This is a genomic window from Nostoc sp. 'Lobaria pulmonaria (5183) cyanobiont', assembly GCF_002949795.1.
Taxonomy (GTDB): domain Bacteria; phylum Cyanobacteriota; class Cyanobacteriia; order Cyanobacteriales; family Nostocaceae; genus Nostoc.
On record NZ_CP026692.1, the window covers coordinates 1,132,847 to 1,150,048 of the forward strand.

General features: G+C 44.3%; 11 protein-coding genes and 1 pseudogene. 3 read left to right on the forward strand and 9 right to left on the reverse strand.

Annotated features, from left to right (window positions below):
• Positions 1–77 precede the first annotated feature (77 nt).
• From NLP_RS04815 to NLP_RS04820, 3 genes and pseudogenes are all read right to left on the reverse strand, one after another.
• Positions 78–734 carry a class I SAM-dependent methyltransferase gene (locus NLP_RS04815; protein ID WP_104905389.1) on the reverse strand — a complete coding sequence of 219 codons (657 nt, stop codon included), beginning with the start codon at positions 732–734 and terminating at the stop codon, positions 78–80.
• A 209-nt stretch (positions 735–943) separates the two neighbouring features.
• A complete protein-coding gene (locus NLP_RS32815) occupies positions 944–1,114 on the reverse strand; it encodes a hypothetical protein (RefSeq protein ID WP_234017212.1) in 171 nt (56 codons plus the stop codon).
• Positions 1,115–1,171: 57 nt separating this feature from the next.
• A pseudogene (locus NLP_RS04820) lies at positions 1,172–1,388 on the reverse strand (ABC transporter); the annotation flags it as partial.
• Between the two features lie 220 nt (positions 1,389–1,608).
• Here NLP_RS04820 and NLP_RS04825 point away from each other — a divergent pair.
• The 3 genes from NLP_RS04825 to NLP_RS32820 all read left to right on the forward strand — a co-directional run bounded on the left by NLP_RS04825 (position 1,609) and on the right by NLP_RS32820 (position 5,749).
• On the forward strand, positions 1,609–2,691 hold the full coding sequence (locus NLP_RS04825; protein WP_104905390.1) for a peptidoglycan-binding domain-containing protein: 1,083 nt from the start codon (positions 1,609–1,611) through the stop codon (positions 2,689–2,691).
• A gap of 670 nt (positions 2,692–3,361) precedes the next feature.
• Complete coding sequence (gene ftsH4, locus NLP_RS04835) at positions 3,362–5,230, forward strand: ATP-dependent zinc metalloprotease FtsH (RefSeq protein ID WP_104905392.1); 1,869 nt, start codon at positions 3,362–3,364, stop codon at positions 5,228–5,230.
• A 318-nt stretch (positions 5,231–5,548) separates the two neighbouring features.
• Complete coding sequence (locus NLP_RS32820) at positions 5,549–5,749, forward strand: hypothetical protein (protein WP_158680292.1); 201 nt, start codon at positions 5,549–5,551, stop codon at positions 5,747–5,749.
• Here NLP_RS32820 and NLP_RS04845 read toward each other — a convergent pair.
• The 6 genes from NLP_RS04845 to NLP_RS04870 all read right to left on the reverse strand — a co-directional run bounded on the left by NLP_RS04845 (position 5,734) and on the right by NLP_RS04870 (position 17,087).
• Positions 5,734–6,393, reverse strand: a complete 660-nt coding sequence (locus tag NLP_RS04845) for a hypothetical protein (protein ID WP_104905394.1) — start codon at positions 6,391–6,393, stop codon at positions 5,734–5,736. The two genes, NLP_RS32820 and NLP_RS04845, sit on opposite strands and share 16 nt — an antisense overlap.
• A gap of 183 nt (positions 6,394–6,576) precedes the next feature.
• A complete protein-coding gene (gene moeB / locus NLP_RS04850; protein ID WP_104905395.1) occupies positions 6,577–7,749 on the reverse strand; it encodes a molybdopterin-synthase adenylyltransferase MoeB in 1,173 nt (390 codons plus the stop codon).
• 140 nt (positions 7,750–7,889) lie between these two features.
• Positions 7,890–8,348: a Mov34/MPN/PAD-1 family protein gene (locus NLP_RS04855; protein WP_104905396.1), complete on the reverse strand. Its 459-nt coding sequence runs from the start codon at positions 8,346–8,348 to the stop codon at positions 7,890–7,892.
• A 571-nt stretch (positions 8,349–8,919) separates the two neighbouring features.
• Positions 8,920–12,042, reverse strand: coding sequence for an efflux RND transporter permease subunit (locus NLP_RS04860; protein WP_104905397.1), 3,123 nt, complete (start codon positions 12,040–12,042; stop codon positions 8,920–8,922).
• A gap of 327 nt (positions 12,043–12,369) precedes the next feature.
• A complete protein-coding gene (locus NLP_RS04865) occupies positions 12,370–15,492 on the reverse strand; it encodes an efflux RND transporter permease subunit (RefSeq protein WP_104905398.1) in 3,123 nt (1,040 codons plus the stop codon).
• A complete protein-coding gene (locus tag NLP_RS04870; protein ID WP_104905399.1) occupies positions 15,489–17,087 on the reverse strand; it encodes an efflux RND transporter periplasmic adaptor subunit in 1,599 nt (532 codons plus the stop codon). Before NLP_RS04870 ends, NLP_RS04865 begins: the two co-directional genes overlap by 4 nt.
• Positions 17,088–17,202: the final 115 nt, after the last annotated feature.

A 17,202-nucleotide genomic window follows, 5' to 3' on the forward strand; every position in this document is an offset into this window, starting at 1 on the left:
GTGGAAAACCTCACAAACCCCACGGCTTTAGCCGGGGGCTTATTCATACTTTTATTCAGCAACCGCTAAAAGTTATTTCACTTTGTCGCTACGCCGATAATATGAGGACTAACAATTGGCAATTGTGCATCAAATCGCTCATAATGGATGCTACTAAAACTAGCTTTTCCTAATGCTATCCAAGTTTCTCTATCTGGATGACAACCATCACCTATCACTTGCCAAATCGGACTAATTGTGTTTTGTAGTTGTTGCAATAAACTTCTTTGAGGTGCGGCGACATGTTCAATAAATAAGAAGCGTCCACCTGGTTTAAGTACTCTTAAAATTGCCTGCAATGTATAATCTATATTCGGCACTGAGCACAAAACTAATGTACTAACAACAGTATCTATGCTGTTATCCTCGGCATCTAACCATTCAGCATTACCACTGCGGAGGTCAATATTTAAACCCAGTTTTTCTGCTTGTTTTTGGAGAGAGTAATGCGTATGGGGATTTGGCTCGATTCCTATCCAATGGATATCTTTAGGATAGTAGGGTAAGTTAGGGCCTGTTCCGGGGCCAATTTCTAACACTTTACCTTGAAGATTAGCAAAAATAGAACGTTTGCGATCGCTGACAATTTTATCGTATTTGTTGGTACTTGGAGCCATCATCCAAGCAAAGAAACGTTTCCCAAAGTTGGCAAAAATCTGATTTTTTGAATCTCCAATAATTTGGTTTACAGTCATTATCTACTTCCTACTTGTTGAGCCGAGAAATTGGGGTGCTAAACAACCATTTCTAGCCTCAAGGTACAATACTTCGTGTTTCTTATACCTCACCCATTAGACTCACCTCATAGTATGAATTTAATTAACGTATTATGCGTAGCGACTGACCGCAAGATATCACAGAAAGGCCAAAAGGATTGAGGCGTCTATATATCAATACGCTTGGGTTAGCGCCAAAAATCTATAAACTGCGTAGGTTGAGGAGCCACTGCGCCCTTGCCGTTTCCCGCTTTCTTCGCAAGTGGCGTTTGAAGAACGTAGCTTGCTTCCCGTTCGCGTAGCGTCTCCAAAGGAGAAGGGTAAACCAACATTTTTGGTGGTTTGTTGGGTTGAACCAAGTGAAACCCAACATACGATTATCCTTAACTCAAGCGTATTGGTCTATATATATGGTGATGAGCGATCGCTATGGTTATATAATTTTGGATAATCATAGCCAGAGATTTTTGAATAGCCGCTTCAGTTTCATTGTCTACTGTAGAGCTATCCTCATCCCAAATCAGAATTGGCGGATCTTTGACAATAGCATGGGCCATGCTTGCGGTTTTTGCTAGCCTACGCAATTTGCTGTGGCTGACCTCCAGAAAGTTTGTGACCCCATTTGCCAACAAGTTAAACAGATCGCTGCTTCCTATTTTAAGTATCCCTGCGAAAAGCTAACATAACTGCGGATGTTATAATCCAAAGTGGGTTTTGCAAAACAGCATTTCTTGGACTCTAATCGCTCTAATGAAGTACGAGATACCAAATTGGCAGCGGTCATAACTAAAATCGTACAACGAATAGTGACAGAAAAATTAGCTGAAAACAATTGTTTCATTCAAGAAAAACTATGAGCTTTAAACTTCAAGCTTTGCAACTTCCTACTCTCCAGAAAAAATCCGAAGGGTTGATTGTAACTGCTTGGCAGAAATTTCTTTTAGATTATGACTTCTCGATTGCTGCCGTTGATGGGGATTTTGGGAATATTACGGATCAAGCAACTCGTGATTATCAGACTACTAATGCTTTAACAGTAACGGGAATTGTCGATACTGCTACTTATAAAAAAGCGCTAGAGCAAGGTTTTGCAATTTATTTCGCTATCTATACCGATGCCGGGAAAAAATTATTAACCTATCTTAACTTTGGAGAGAATGAGGTCAAAGACTTACAAAAAAGTTTAACAGTGATCGGCCGTTTGAATCCGCCGTTAGTAGCTGATGGAGACTTTGGCCCTAACAGTACAAAAGGACTAGCCGAAACTTATAAAATAAGAGACATCAATTTTCGAGCCGAGTTAGCTCAACAGCTTTCTAATACAACAAAAACCAAGCTTGGTATTGATTTGGAGTTGGCTTTAGACAACATTACAGAATACGCCAAAAGATTAAGACAACGACTGAGTGGAAAAGCCTGGGTTAATTTTTTCCCAGACAGCGACTTAATTGATGATTTAGCTTCTCCCTTCCGTCAAAAAGTACAAGCTTTTGAGCAAGCCTTAAAAAATGCCGGAGCTAATATCGATATCTCTTCAGTATTTCGCCCATCAGAAAGAGCTTATTTAATGCACTATGCTTTTCGTATTAGTAACAATGAAATTGCTGCCAAAGATGTTCCACCTATGCCTAATGTAGATATTAATTGGCTACATTATACCAATGCTGGTTCTATCCAAGCTGCTAAAGAAATGGTGTCTGCTTATAATATTGCTTTTCGACCTGTTCTTACCTCTCGTCATACCCAAAGATTAGCAATTGATTGGGAAATTACTTGGTCAGGAACCTTAAATATCAAAAACGCTAGTGGAACTACAGTTAGTATTAATCAGCCACGAACGAGTTATGAAAATTCTACTTTATGGCAGGTTGGCCGTTCTTACGGTGTGATTAAATTATCTAGCGATCGCCCCCACTGGTCTAATGATGGACATTAATGGATCGAAGGAACCGCATATATGGAGAACGCAGTTCCAGAGTTCCAAGTGGAATTATTGAAGAAGAATCCAAAAGTCAGAATTCATGAGTGGAGCAAGGAAAGCTCCGCCAAGGCTCCAGAATAACTCTTCGTGGGGGATTTCTTATTTGCGTCTCCCAATCTCTGTATCTTCTTTGAGTACGGTAAACCGTATTTGCTCGTTAGTTCCCAAAGATTAATTTAATTGTTAAGTTTAGTTACATAAATAAAAAAATCCTGCAAACATTGCTACATGGGAGAAATTATGAGAAGCAGTAGTATCCTTGACGATCAAGACAAGCTGAACAACTTTGTGTCACCCTTAGCGAGTCTTATTTCTTGCCTCTAGAATCATCTCCCAAAGGGAGACGTCAAGGGCGATCGCGAGTCCGCGAGCGTCACAAGCGTCATCAGCGTCACAGCCCATCGTAGACATTGCTTAGATTGGGCGAATATACCAGCATTTTTGACCAGTCTTTAATCAAGTTTCTTAGAGCGTTAAGGGAAATGAGGAACAGAGGAAGCAGCAAAGCAAAGGAGAAGTTGCAGTAAGTTTTTCCCCTCGCCCCTCTGCCCCTTTGCACCTCTGCCTTTTGTGCTCCATCCCCAATTTTCAAGTTAGTTTTCATTATTAAGGATTGGTAACATCTATGGCAATTAAAGAACAGCCTAAGTCACCTCGGTTTCGGATCGTTGCTAATATATTACTGGCAGTCTCAGGGCTATTCCTGCTCTTAAATTTATTTTTGCCTGGTTTATTTGCTTCTGGCCCTACTGGTGTTCCTTATAGCTTATTTATTCATCAAGTACAGGAAGGGGAAGTCAGCCGTGTTTCCGTTGGTCAAAACCAGATCCTCTACCAACTAAAAGCAGAAAATGCCGAATCGCCGTCGGTATTTGCAACTACACCAATCTTTGATTTAGAGTTACCCAAACTGCTAGAAGAAAAGGGAGTTGAGTTTGCTGCTACACCGCCACCCAAGAATACTTGGTTTACAACCCTCTTAAGTTGGGTAATTCCACCACTAATTTTTATTGGTATTTGGCAGTTCTTTCTCGCCCGTGGTAGCGGTGGTGGTGGCCCCCAAGGTGTTCTCTCCATTGGTAAGAGCAAGGCTAAGGTTTACGTTGAAGGCGAATCGGCTAAAATCACCTTTACAGATGTGGCTGGAGTCGAAGAAGCGAAAACTGAGTTAGTGGAAATTGTGGATTTCCTCAAGACTCCGGCACGGTTTACGCAAATTGGCGCTAGGATTCCCAAAGGTGTGTTGTTAGTTGGCCCTCCAGGTACTGGTAAAACACTTTTAGCGAAAGCCGTAGCAGGAGAAGCAGGAGTTCCATTTTTCAGCATCTCTGGTTCCGAGTTTGTAGAATTGTTTGTCGGTGTGGGTTCTTCTAGAGTCCGGGATTTGTTTGAACAGGCCAAAAAACAAGCTCCCTGTATTATATTCATTGATGAATTGGATGCGATCGGTAAGTCTCGTAGTAGTAACGGCTTCTACGGTGGTAACGATGAGCGAGAACAAACCCTCAACCAATTACTAACTGAGATGGACGGGTTTGCAGCTGGGGATGCAACGGTAATTGTGCTAGCAGCTACCAACCGCCCCGAAGTACTAGACCCTGCATTGCTGCGTCCAGGCCGCTTTGACCGCCAAGTGTTAGTAGACCGTCCCGATTTATCCGATCGTGAGGCAATTCTCAAGATTCACGCTCAAAAGGTAAAATTAGGAGATGATGTAGATTTAAGAGCGATCGCTACTCGTACCCCCGGTTTTGCTGGCGCAGATTTGGCAAACTTGGTGAACGAAGCCGCATTATTGGCAGCGCGCAATCTGCGTGAAAGGGTTGCTCAAGAAGACTTTGCCGAAGCAATTGAGCGAGTAGTCGCCGGTTTAGAGAAGAAGAGTCGCGTGATGAACGAGACTGAGAAAAAGATTGTTGCATACCATGAAGTTGGTCACGCAATGGTGGGGGCACTCACAACAGGAAACGGTCGTGTAGAAAAGATTTCGATTATTCCTCGTGGGATGGCTGCTTTGGGCTACACTCTGCAATTACCAACTGAAGACCGCTTTTTGATGAATGAAGCAGAACTGCGGGGTCAGATTGCAACTCTGTTAGGTGGACGTTCCGCCGAAGAGGTTGTATTTAATAGTATTACCACAGGTGCTTCCAACGATTTGCAACGAGCAACTGACTTGGCAGAACGGATGGTAACAGCTTATGGTATGAGTAAAGTCTTAGGGCCATTGGCTTATCAACAAGGACAACAAGCAGCATTCCTGGGTAATGGTGCTACTAATCCTCGGCGGGCGGTAAGTGAAGATACTTCCAAAGCCATTGATAGCGAAGTCAAGGAAATCGTGGAAACAGCCCACGAACAAGCCCTAGAGATTCTCAGACAGAATCGAGACTTGCTAGAAGCGATCGCTACTCAACTCTTGGAAACAGAGGTCATTGAAGGCGAAAAACTGCACAGTTTGTTGAGTCAAGTGAAACCTGTAACTCATTCGTAATTCGTAATGACGCTCCTACGTCGCTAACGTAATTCGTAATTAAGAAAGTCAGATTTCATCCACAGAGGTACGCAGAGAATAACTTTGCGTACCTATCCTGCAAGAAGGCGAAGCGCGTATGTCGTTAAACCTCTGCGCTACTTTGCGTTTCAGAAATCCCACTTATCGCAATGCAAACACCAGCCAGGAAAAACGCCAATCCACCACCAACCGCACCAACAAAAGGTGTTATATCAAGTCCGGCTAATTAGTTATGATTCCCGAATCTATGCAGAATCAGTATTCAGTTGGGTCTTGAGTACTTTACCCAAGACATCCATGAGAAATCGAATACCCCACGCGACACCGAAACCAGTTCCTAAAATCAACGCCAATTTCTGTAAGGGCAACTTTACTGTTTCTGCTTGGTGTCTATTCACTGATGCTTCTGGAGGATTGACTAACCGCAACATAGCCGCCGCCCCCAGCATCACAAAAGAACCGATGTCTACGACGGGCTACGCCTACGCAAAGGTATAAACTGGGCCTAAGCTTAGAATAAACTTGTAGCTTATCGGTCTAAAAGCCCCAATCACACCGCCTGTTAAAGTGACAAAACTTACTGCTAAAGGTAACTGGGCTGGTGTCGAATACATCCCCAATAGGCACATAACTGGAGAGCGAAATATTGTCATTGCCAATGCCCAAGCTACCAATACTATAAGTAAGAGCGATCGCATCACGGTAGTAGGCGGGATCAAGCTTACAACGCATGGTATGGCAATAAACAAAGCCGATGCAAAAATCATACCTACTGAGATAAAAGGAAACCGAGTTCCTACCCAGCGTCTAGCTTGGTCTGAAAGTCCACCTATCACTGGTTCCAGCACCGCACCCAAAGCATTTTCGACTAGCACCAAACCAACTGCCAATGAGGCAGGAAAACCAAACGGAGTCAGAAGTTGCGGCAAATATAGCGCTTCTCGTTTGCGTGAGATACACCCGTAGGGGCACGGCAGTGCCGTGCCCCTACACCCCACGATATAATGTTGTACTGCATCTGAATGGGAACCGCTATAGATATTATAAATTAACCACGAGAGGGTAATTGCTCCCTGCACCGCTGCCAACACCCAAACTTGCACCCATAAAAAAATATTCAGATGAGATTTCAAGGTAGTCATAAGGAGATGGGGAGTGGGGAGTGGGGAGTGGGAATTGGGGAGTGGGGAAAAACTTTCTTACTAAAACTTCCCCTCTGCTCCCCTGGTTACTGAGCGCAGTCGAAGTATGCTCCCCTGGTTACTGAGCGTAGTCGAAGTATGCTCCCTTGCTCCCCTCATCCACTCAGAGAAAGCGGTGCGTTTTTAATACTCTGGAACTGAAGGATCGATTTCTTTACTCCAAGCGGTAATTCCGCCTTTAACATTCGTCCCGACAATTCCGGCTTCCTTGAGGATGGCGAGGGCTTTTGCCGATCGCCCGCCCATCTTACAATGAGCAATTAAACGATGACCGTTTAATATTTCCTTCACCTTAGCAACGCCATTCCCATTTTCAATGTCTGGTAAGGGCACCAACACTGAACCCGGAATCTTGGCAATGTCGTACTCATGGGGATTGCGGACATCCAGCAGTACAAAATCCTTCGCACCGCTATCTAACAACTCCTTCAAATCCTTGACGGTCATTTCTTGACTTTCCATCTGCTGTTTTGCCTCCTCTGCCTTAGCTTGTGGAATCCCGCAGAATTCTTCGTAGTCTATCAGCTTTTCAATCACTGGGCGAATTGGGTTTGGACGCAGTTTCAACTCCCGAAATTTCATATCCAAGGCGTTGTATAGCAGCAATCGCCCGCTGAGAGTGTTGCCTTGCCCCAGAATAATTTTAACAGTTTCGGTTGCCTGGATCAAACCAATAATTCCTGGCAAAATTCCCAATACGCCACCTTCTGCACAAGAAGGAACCATTCCTGGTGGTGGTGGTTCTGGGAAAAGGTCACGATAATTCGGGCCACCTTCGTAATTAAATACACTAGCTTGCCCTTCAAAGCGTAAAATTGAACCGTAGACGTTGGGCTTATTCAGCAATACGCAGGCGTCGTTAACTAGATATCTGGTGGGGAAGTTATCAGTACCATCCACTACGATATCGTAAGGTTGAATCAGCTCCAGGGCGTTTTCGGAACTCAGACGGGTTTCGTATAAATCAACCTGACAATAGGGGTTAATCTCGTGAATGCGGTTTTTTGCCGATTCAATTTTGGGTTTACCCACCCAGGATGTACCGTGAATTACTTGGCGTTGCAGATTAGAAGTATCGACAACATCAAAATCGACAATCCCGATGCGTCCAATACCCGCCGCCGCCAAATATAAAAGTAGTGGTGAACCTAATCCACCTGTACCGATACACATTACACTAGCGGCTTTCAGGCGCTTCTGTCCTTCTAGTCCTACTTCCGGTAAAATCAGGTGTCGGGAGTAGCGTTCGTAATCGTCTTTGGTCAACTGGATTTCATCCAGATTAGGATTGAGCATAGCAGTTATGATGTGGGAAAGCGGAATATTAATCCTATCGAAAAACTGGATTTTATCTAGAGATAGGAGTGGGAAAGACGAATTTTCATCTGTGATAGCGGCGAAAACCGCGATGAGTGACTGTCTTTAAACTAAACCAGTTATTTTATATTTTCAATTTCCTCTACTTGAAACTGATGAGTATCATCAAGGCTCCAACTTTTGAGTTCTCCAGCTTTGCCGTTTTGGACGGAAACTATTATATACGAGTATCCCTGCCAAGCGTATAGGCGATCGCATTCTGAGGGTATAGCAGGATGATCTGGGTGGGAGTGAAAAATGCCGATAATGTTCAGTGAGCGATCGCGTGCTTCCCTTTGTGTTTTTAACATAACTTCGGGTGCGATCGTATATTGCCGTCTCTTACTTTCTGTTATACGTCCCCCTGGAAACTCAGCAGCCGCTTCTGTATTCCAAGCATTTTCTGTTGGCATGACTTCTACCACAGTTTTGCCCTCCTTAGCCAGATAGCCCAAAATTATACCACAGCACTCATCTGGGTAGGTGCTTTCGGCATAGGTGCGGATGGTTTGCAAATGTTCTTGGCTAAGTTGGATCATGTCTGCGTTTGTAATTATGGTAACTTCTAACAATTCTTGCTTAATGCGTAGGCTAGCAAAAACCGCAGGCGATCGCAGCTTTAAAAAAAAACAAACAATATATGTATGTTTTTATCACTCTTTCAAACATTTGCTTACTAGGTTCTACTTTCTTATTGCCTAGACCCCAGTAGAATATGAAGAATATACAAAGCTCAGTACTTGTGTATACATTTTTCAGCAAGTAATGTGAAGAGTATGCAAAGATGAGTATTTAAGTATAGACATCTAAGTATGATATTGACTTCACTAAAACTGTATTTAAATATTATACCAATTCCAGAAAAGAATGAAACAGATGTATTGGTTGGGTTTTTCGTTTAACCCAATAAATACAAGACTTTGAAATGTTGGGTTTCGTCCCTCAACCCAACCTACATCTGTAGCAATCATTTTTTAAATTGGTATTATGTATGCAGCAAAACCCGCATTTTTTAGCGATCGCCTACTTTTGTGATCCCCCAAAGGGAAAATGGATAAAGTCGAGCGAAACGATCGCTTTACTCATGCTCGGTTTTACTAAAAACTATGATTAACTTTTAACTGCTGGCAGATGCTTTTTTTTAGCTTTCTGATTTTGCATACTCAGCTTTTTCCGCCATGTCTCCATGTAAATGTAAAACACTGGAGTCAGATAGAGAGTTAATATCTGAGAGAACACCAATCCACCAACGATCGCAATCCCCAAAGGACGACGCGCTTCTGAACCTACTCCTGTCCCCAAAGCAATAGGTAATGTCCCAATCAAAGCTGCCATCGTCGTCATCATAATCGGACGGAAGCGAATCAAGCAAGCGGTATAGATGGCATCAAAGGAATTTTTTCCTTCCTTTCGCTGCGCTTCAATGGCAAAATCCACCAGCATAATCCCGTTTTTCTTGACGATGCCCACTAGCAGGATAATGCCGATGAAAGAGTAAAGATTTAAATCAACCTGGAAAATCAGCAGCGTCAATAATGCGCCAAAACCCGCCGAAGGCAGACCGGAAAGAATGGTGATTGGGTGAATGAAATCCTCATAGAGGATACCAAGAATCAGATAGATTACTAAAATAGACACCAACAACAGCACGCCTAAATCGTTAAAAGACTGTTGGAACGTTTGGGCTGAACCCTGAAAGCTGGGGGTAATTGTTGAGGGTAACACCTCACTAGCTACTTGCTTGATAGCATCGGTAGCTTGACTTAGAGATGTTCCTGGGAGTGTGTCAAAAGAGATAGTTGCAGAGGGGAGTTGAGCAACGTGAGTGACGGTGAGAGGGCCGACATTTTGAGTGATATTAGCGATCGCACTCAGAGGAACCAGTTGCCCAGTACTCGATTGCACATATAGTAGCGATAGGGCGCTAGGATCTCGCTGAAATTCCGGTTTTACTTCTAAGATTACATAGAATTGGTCATTTGGGGTATAAATAGTGGAAACCTGGCTAGAACCATAGGCAGAGCTGAGGGTTTGTTCAACTTGTTGGGCGGTAATGCCAAGAGTTGCGGCTTTGTTGTGGTCAAATTGGACTTGGATTTGGGGAGTGCTAAGTTGTAAATCGCTGTCAACATCCCGGAGTCCTGGTAGGGTTTTGACTTTATCTACAAGTTTCGGAACGTATTGGCGCAAGTCTTGTAAATTCAAACTCTGTAACGTGAACTGATAAGTAGAATTAGTTTGTTGACCACCAATGGGAATGGCTGACGGAGAGCGGAGAAATGTCTTAATCCCAGTTGTACGTCTCAACTTGGGAGTTAGTTCTTGAATGATTTCGTCAGCACTCAGTTTACGTTGAGAACGTGGTTTGAGCCGAATCGTAATTCGCCCACCGTTGACTGAACCGTTCGGGCCACTTGCACCCACAATTGAGTCAACTGCTTCAATGTTGGGATCTTTACGAATAATGTCAACAACCGTTTGCTGGTGACGCAGCATATCATCAAAAGAAATATCTTGCGCTCCTTTAGTGTTTGCCATTAGTTGTCCGGTATCTTCGGTGGGAATAAATCCTTTGGGAACGATGACGAACAAATAAACGGTCATTACCAGCAAAATGCCAGAACCAATAAGTGTCATCAGGCGGTATTTTAAAACAGGCTTGAGCGTCCAATCATATCCCCGTAGTAGTAAATCAAATGCTCGTTCTGAGACTCGATACAGCAGATTTGGTCTTTGCTGATGTGAACCTAGAAAGCGACTGCACAACATGGGAGTGAGACTGAGGGAAACAAAACCCGAAACCAAAATTGCCACAGCGATCGTCACGGCAAATTCATGAAATAATTTACCGATTATTCCACTCATAAACATGATCGGGATGAACACCGCCACTAGGGAGAGGGTCATTGACAAAATGGTGAAGCTGATTTCCCTCGATCCTTTTAATGCAGCGTCTAGGGGAGATTCGCCCATTTCCCGATAACGGACGATATTTTCCAACACCACGATCGCATCATCTACGACAAAGCCCACGGAGAGGGTCAACGCCATGAGTGAAAGGTTGTCTAGGGAAAAACCCGATAGATACATGACAGCAAAAGTGCCAATAATCGCTACAGGTAGCGCCAAACTGGGAATTAGGGTAGCAGTTATGTCACGCAAGAATAAGAAAATCACCAAGACAACTAGACAAACCGAGAGAACCAAGGTAAATTTCACATCATTGACAGAGGCTCGGATTGTTTGGGAGCGATCGTACATAATCCCCATCTCAATGGATTTAGGAACTTGTTCGCGGAGTGTAGGTAAAAGTTTCTGAATGGCATCAACAATCTTTACAGTATTAGCTCCCGGCTGCGGCTGTACAGCCAGAACAATGGAATGGCGGTTTGTCACCTTCTGATCGCTATACAAATTCGAGACTTTGACATTTTGTTCGCTGTCAATTACCTGTCCCAAATCCTGAAGCCGCACGGGCGCACCATTTTTGTAAGTTACAATTAGCTGGCGATAGCTGGCAGCATTCGTGAGTTGACCGTTCGCCTGAATTGTATAACTTTTGTAAGTGTTAGAGAGACTGCCGATTGGCAAGTTAACATTTCCCTGTTGAATTGCAGTTTTTACCTGATTTAAACCAATTCCCCGCGATGCCAACTCTCGCGGGTCAAGCTGGACGCGGACTGCATATTGCTGTTGACCAAAAACCTGTACCTGAGCAACACCATCAATCATCGAGATGGGCTGACCAACTGTTATCTCTGCGTATTCATCTACTGTCGAGATTGGCTGTGTCTCAGAATACATATAGAGAAAGAGAATCGGTGAGACAGATGGGTTGACTTTGCGGTAGGTAGGCGGGTGAGGCATTCCGGCGGGCAGTTGTCCGGCTGCGGCTGAGATGGCTGCCTGCACATCTTTGGCGGCATCTTCCACTCTGCGGCTAAAGTCAAATTGTAGGGAAATGTTGGTGCTACCAGTTGAACTGGTGGAATTGAATGAATTGAGTCCGGCAATTTCGGTAAACTGTCTTTCTAGGGGTGCGGCGACCGAAGATGACATTGTTTCTGGGGTAGCACCAGGGAGACTAGCAGAGACAGAGATAAAAGGATATTCAACGTTGGGTAGGGCACTGATGGGTAATAGTAGATAACTCATGAGACCGAAGATAAGGATACCCATCATTACCAAGGTGGTCATGACTGGACGACGGATGAAGAGTTCTGAAAGGTTCATGAGTTTTGTTCTCCCAGAAATGTGGTGGGGATGCGATCGCTAAATATATGGCAATAGTCTTGGGTTAAGGCTTAACTCTTTTTCAAAGGCAATTTTTAAACGAACCGCAAAGGACGCAAAGAGCGCAAAGGAAGAAAAGGAAGAAATGCTTAACAGAACTGTGTTGAAATCTAATTTCAATATGAGTTTAATAAATGTGTGATGGGTGCAACGGCTCTATCTCTGATTTCTAAACATCTCTAACGCCTCCTGAACTGCTTCTTGAACTTATCTATCTCTTGCTTTGCGTGCTTTGCGTCCTTTGCGGTTCGTTTAAAAAGTTGAACATCACGATCGCCCACCTGTAAATGAGAAGACTCGACGGAACTTAACTTGACTGAGCTTTTTCCGCCATGATTCCATGTAGATATAGAAGACGGGAGTTAAATAGAGGGTCAATATCTGAGAAAACACCAGCCCACCTACAACTGCAATCCCTAGAGGACGGCGGGATTCTGAGCCAGCGCCAAATCCGATCGCTATGGGCAAGGTTCCCATTAATGCTGCCATCGTCGTCATCATAATTGGACGGAAGCGCACTAAACAGGCTTGATAAATTGCTTCAGAGGGTTTTTTCAATTCATTTCGCTGGGCTTCAATTGCAAAGTCCACCATCATAATCCCGTTTTTCTTGACGATGCCCACCAAGAGAATTATGCCGATGAAGGAATAAACATTGAGTTCGACATGGAATATTATCAGCGTTAACAATGCCCCAAAACCTGCTGATGGCAAACCAGAAAGAATCGTAATTGGGTGAATGAAATCCTCATAGAGAATACCCAGGATCAGATAAATTACTAAGATGGCGATCGCTAACAATAAACCCAAACTCGGCAGTGAACTTTGAAATACCTGGCTTGCGCCCTGAAAGCTGGTGCTAATGCTAGCAGGAATCACCCGATCGATCAGTTCTTCAATCTCTTGATTGGCATTTCCCAAGGAAACACCGGGAGCGAGGTTAAAGGAAATGGTGGCGGCGTTCATCCGACCGTTATGATTGACCATTAACGGGCTGACTCCCTGAGATAGTTTGGCGAATGTATTCAGAGGAACGGCTACTCCTGTGCTGGAGTTAATGTATAAAGTCAACAGAGCGTTGATATCTTGCTGAAACTGGGGTGCTAATTCCAAAATCACCTGATACTCATTGGTCGCTGCATAGATAGTTGATACTTGGTAGGAACCGTAGGCATTTCTCAGGGTATTTTCGATTTGCTCGGCAGTAATACCATAAGTTGAGGCTTTATCGCGGTCAATATCTATTTGAATCTGGGAAGCAAATTGTAAATCGCTGTTAACATCCTGGAGTTCTGTCATCTCCTTCATTTTGAGCACAAGTTGGGGAACATACTCCTGCAAGGGTTTGACATCAGAACTCTGAAGTGCTACTTGATAAAGTCCTGTGCTTTGTTGAGCGCCAATGGGTATCGCTGGGGGATTTTGTAAGAATACTTGGATGCCTGGAACAGTGGCGAGTTTGGTTCGTAAATTTTGCACGATTTCGTCAGCACTAAGTTGGCGCTGCGATCGCGGTTTTAACCGAATAAACAAACTCCCGGAATTGGCTGCAACTGCTGCCCCACTGCCACTAGCACTGGCTCCCGCTCCGATATTGGAGTTGACTGCATCTACATTTGGGTCTTGGCGGATCAGGTTAGCAACTGTCTGCTGATGCTGGACAAGATTATCAAAGGACGCATCCTCGGCTGCTTGGGTAATGCCTGTAATTTGTCCGGTATCTTCGCTAGGAATAAAGCCCTTGGGAACTACCACCAACAACCCTACTGTCACCGCGAATAGAACGACAGATAAAATCATCGTGGTGCGGTGATATTTTAAGACTTTTTTGAGACTCCAATCGTACATACCGAGGAAGCGATCAAATACATATTCGGAAGCTTGATATAACCGACTTTGATTAGCATGGTCTACAGGACGCAGAAAACGGCTGCACAACATCGGAGTCAGACTCAAAGACACAAAACCAGATACCAGAATTGCGACTGCGATCGTCACAGCAAATTCATGAAATAATCGTCCCAGTACTTCACTCATGAACAACATGGGGATGAAGACTGCAACTAAGGAAAGGGTCATTGACAGAATTGTGAAACCAATTTCTCTCGACCCATTTAACGCCGCTTCTAATGGACGTTCCCCCATTTCCATGTGACGGACGATATTTTCTAGCATGACGATCGCATCATCCACGACGAAGCCCACCGAAAGGGTCAACGCCATCAACGAAAGATTATCTAGTGAGTAGTGCAGCAAATACATCACGGCAAAAGTGCCAATCAGCGAAACGGGTAATGCCAAACTGGGAATCACCGTCGCCGAGAGGTTCCGCAAAAATAGGAAAATCACTAAGATAACTAGAGCGATCGTCAGAATCAACGTAAATCTGACATCATCTACTGAATCTCGAATTGACTGAGAAGCATCATAGAGAATCCCAATTTCCACGGATGCCGGAATCTGGTCTTGCAAATTCGGGAGTAATTTCTTAATCGTGTCTACGACTTGTACCGTATTAGTTCCAGGCTGTCTTTGAATGGTAAGAATAATCGCGCGGGTATTGTTGTACCAGCTTGCTACCTTGTCATTTTCTACACTGTCAATAATCCTACCCAGTTGATTGAGATAGATGGGCATTCCATCTTTATAAGACACTATCAACTGGCGATAAGCAGCCGCATCCTCAAGTTGCCCATTAGTTTGGACTGTAAAATTCTTGTGATTTCCCGAAAGACTGCCGGTGGGTAAATTGACATTACCCTGTTGAATCGCCGTCGCCACCTGATCTAGCCCAATTTGCCGCGTTGCCAATTGCTGCGGATCGAGTTGAATTCGAGCCGCATACTTTTGGGAACCATAGACGGCTACCTGTGCCACCCCATTGATTGTAGATAGCTTTTGCGCCAGATAAGTCTCGGCATAATTATCTACCTGGGAAAGGGGCAATGTGGGAGAGTCCAGGTAAAGGTAGAGAATCGGTTGATCTGCGGGGTTAACTTTACTGTAGGTAGGAGGATTGGGTAAATCGTCAGCAATTTGCCCCGATGCTCCCGATATCGCGGCTTGCACATCCTGCGCTGCATCGTCAATGTTCCGACTCAGGTTAAATTGCAGGGTAATTTGAGTTTGTCCCAGAGTGCTAGTTGAATTAAGCGAATCGAGTCCAGCAATGCTGGAAAATTGCTTTTCTAAAGGACGGGCAACCGATGCTGCCATTGTTTCCGGGCTGGCTCCCGGTCGGGCGGCACTTACCTGAATTGTGGGATAATCCACACTTGGTAAATCGCTGATTGGCAGCAAGCGATAACTCATGAAACCGAAGATCAAAATTGCCGCCATCACCAGAGTCGTCATGATCGGGCGGCGAATAAATGGTTCTGAGAGGTTCATGATTCACCTCCGCCTGACTTCGGGGATTCTCCCCCCCTTCCTCTTCTTGATTTCGAGGAATTTTCACCTGCATTTGAGTCATTGCGGCCGGTTTTGATGCGGATTTTGCTACCCGAAACGAGATTCGCTTGACCATCGGTAACAATTTTATCGCCTGGTTGCGGCCCTTTCTGAATTACATCTAGTCCATCAATGGTGTTGCTGACTGTAACTGGGACGTTTTGTACTGTCATGTCTGGCTTAACTACAAAGACAAACTGTCCATCCGGGCCATTCTGCACGGCTTGGGAGGGAACAACCGTTGCATTCGGTTCTTCGGTCAGCGTTAGCGTTGCGTTCACAAATTGACCAGGAAACAAGTTTCCTTGAGCGTTGTCAAATTGGCCAATCAGTTGAATTGTTCCCGTAGTGTTATCAACCGTATTATTGACAGATGTCAAAACACCTGGTGTCGGATGACCTTGACTATTGGGGAATGTGACATCTACCTTCAGCTTGCCATTGTGCATATACTTTTGCACCTGGGGTAGATTTGTTTCGGGAATGGAAAAAGCAACTTCAATCGGGCGAATTTGGGTGATGGTAACAAGTGAAGTTGTGCTGCTAGTCGTACCAGACGTACTGTTGCTTTGCAGGGCGTTCCCCTGAGTCAACGAAGCACTGCTGTTGGCTTGCACCACATTCCCCTGAGTCACCGAAACATTCCCCGCGCGACCATCAATTGGGGCATAAATTTTGGCGTAAGACAATTGCACTTTCGCATTGTCTAAGGCTCCCTGGTCTGAAACGACAACGGCTTGAGCATTAGCGATCGCAGCTTGATCACCCTTGACAACTGCACCAGCATTAGTCAGCGCCACTCGATCGCTTTTCAAAACAGCCTCAGCATTAGCGATCGCTTCTCGATCTGCTTGTAGGGTTGCTGTCGCCGATTTGCTGTTGGAAACGTATTGCTGTGCTTGATCTAAACTAATCGCGCCCTTCTTGTACAACGTACTATAGCGATCGCTCTGTCCCTTGGCAAATTGTGCTTGGGCTTGATCCTTGGCCAACGTCGCTTGGGCTTGTCGCACCAAGGCTTGGTCTTTGATTAAAGTCGCCCTAGCTTGGTCTACCTGACCTAAATCTCTGGCTAATGTAGCTCTAGCTTGTTGTACTTGCGCTTGGTCTTTTACTACAATTCCTTGGGCTTGCTGAATTGCAGCAGCTTGCGATCGGTCATCCAAGGTAAATAAAAGTTGTCCCTTTTTCACATCTTGACCTTTCTTAAAATAAACTCCAATGATCCGTCCACTAGCTTCGGGTGTAATCGATACTGTAGACCCCGATTGCACATTACCGATCGCCTGCAATTGGATCGGAACCGTTTTTTGTGTCACCATTGCCACAGTTACAGGTGTCACTTGCTGTTTATTACGCCCAGATTTTTCAGCTTTGTCTGATTTGGCTGCACCTGTATAAATACCCAAAAAACCCAGCCCAGCCAGCAATATCACCCCCAAAATTACCAAACGAATCTTTTTCTTTTTTGGCGATCGCGGTAGCTCTGGTTTTATACTATTCTCAGTCAAATCGTTAGAAATATCATGGTTCATCAGAACCCCCAATGCATTTTAGTTAATTAAAAATCGTGAAATCCTTTACACCTCAACTCTAACTGATAGCAATTTCATTTGAGAAGGCACATCTGAATAATTAGTTTTTTCCGGT

Bases quoted from the DNA above. Each gene is read 5' to 3' on its own strand.
- NLP_RS04865 (WP_104905398.1), bottom strand. From the start codon at position 15,492: ATGAACCTCTCAGAACCATTTATTCGCCGCCCGATCATGACGACTCTG.
- NLP_RS04855 (WP_104905396.1), bottom strand. From the start codon at position 8,348: ATGATCCAACTTAGCCAAGAACATTTGCAAACCATCCGCACCTATGCC.
- NLP_RS04870 (WP_104905399.1), bottom strand. From the start codon at position 17,087: ATGAACCATGATATTTCTAACGATTTGACTGAGAATAGTATAAAACCA.
- ftsH4 (WP_104905392.1), top strand. From the start codon at position 3,362: ATGGCAATTAAAGAACAGCCTAAGTCACCTCGGTTTCGGATCGTTGCT.
- NLP_RS04860 (WP_104905397.1), bottom strand. From the start codon at position 12,042: ATGAACCTTTCAGAACTCTTCATCCGTCGTCCAGTCATGACCACCTTG.
- moeB (WP_104905395.1), bottom strand. From the start codon at position 7,749: ATGCTCAATCCTAATCTGGATGAAATCCAGTTGACCAAAGACGATTAC.
- NLP_RS32820 (WP_158680292.1), top strand. From the start codon at position 5,549: ATGAGAAATCGAATACCCCACGCGACACCGAAACCAGTTCCTAAAATC.
- NLP_RS04815 (WP_104905389.1), bottom strand. From the start codon at position 734: ATGACTGTAAACCAAATTATTGGAGATTCAAAAAATCAGATTTTTGCC.
- NLP_RS04845 (WP_104905394.1), bottom strand. From the start codon at position 6,393: ATGACTACCTTGAAATCTCATCTGAATATTTTTTTATGGGTGCAAGTT.
- NLP_RS04825 (WP_104905390.1), top strand. From the start codon at position 1,609: ATGAGCTTTAAACTTCAAGCTTTGCAACTTCCTACTCTCCAGAAAAAA.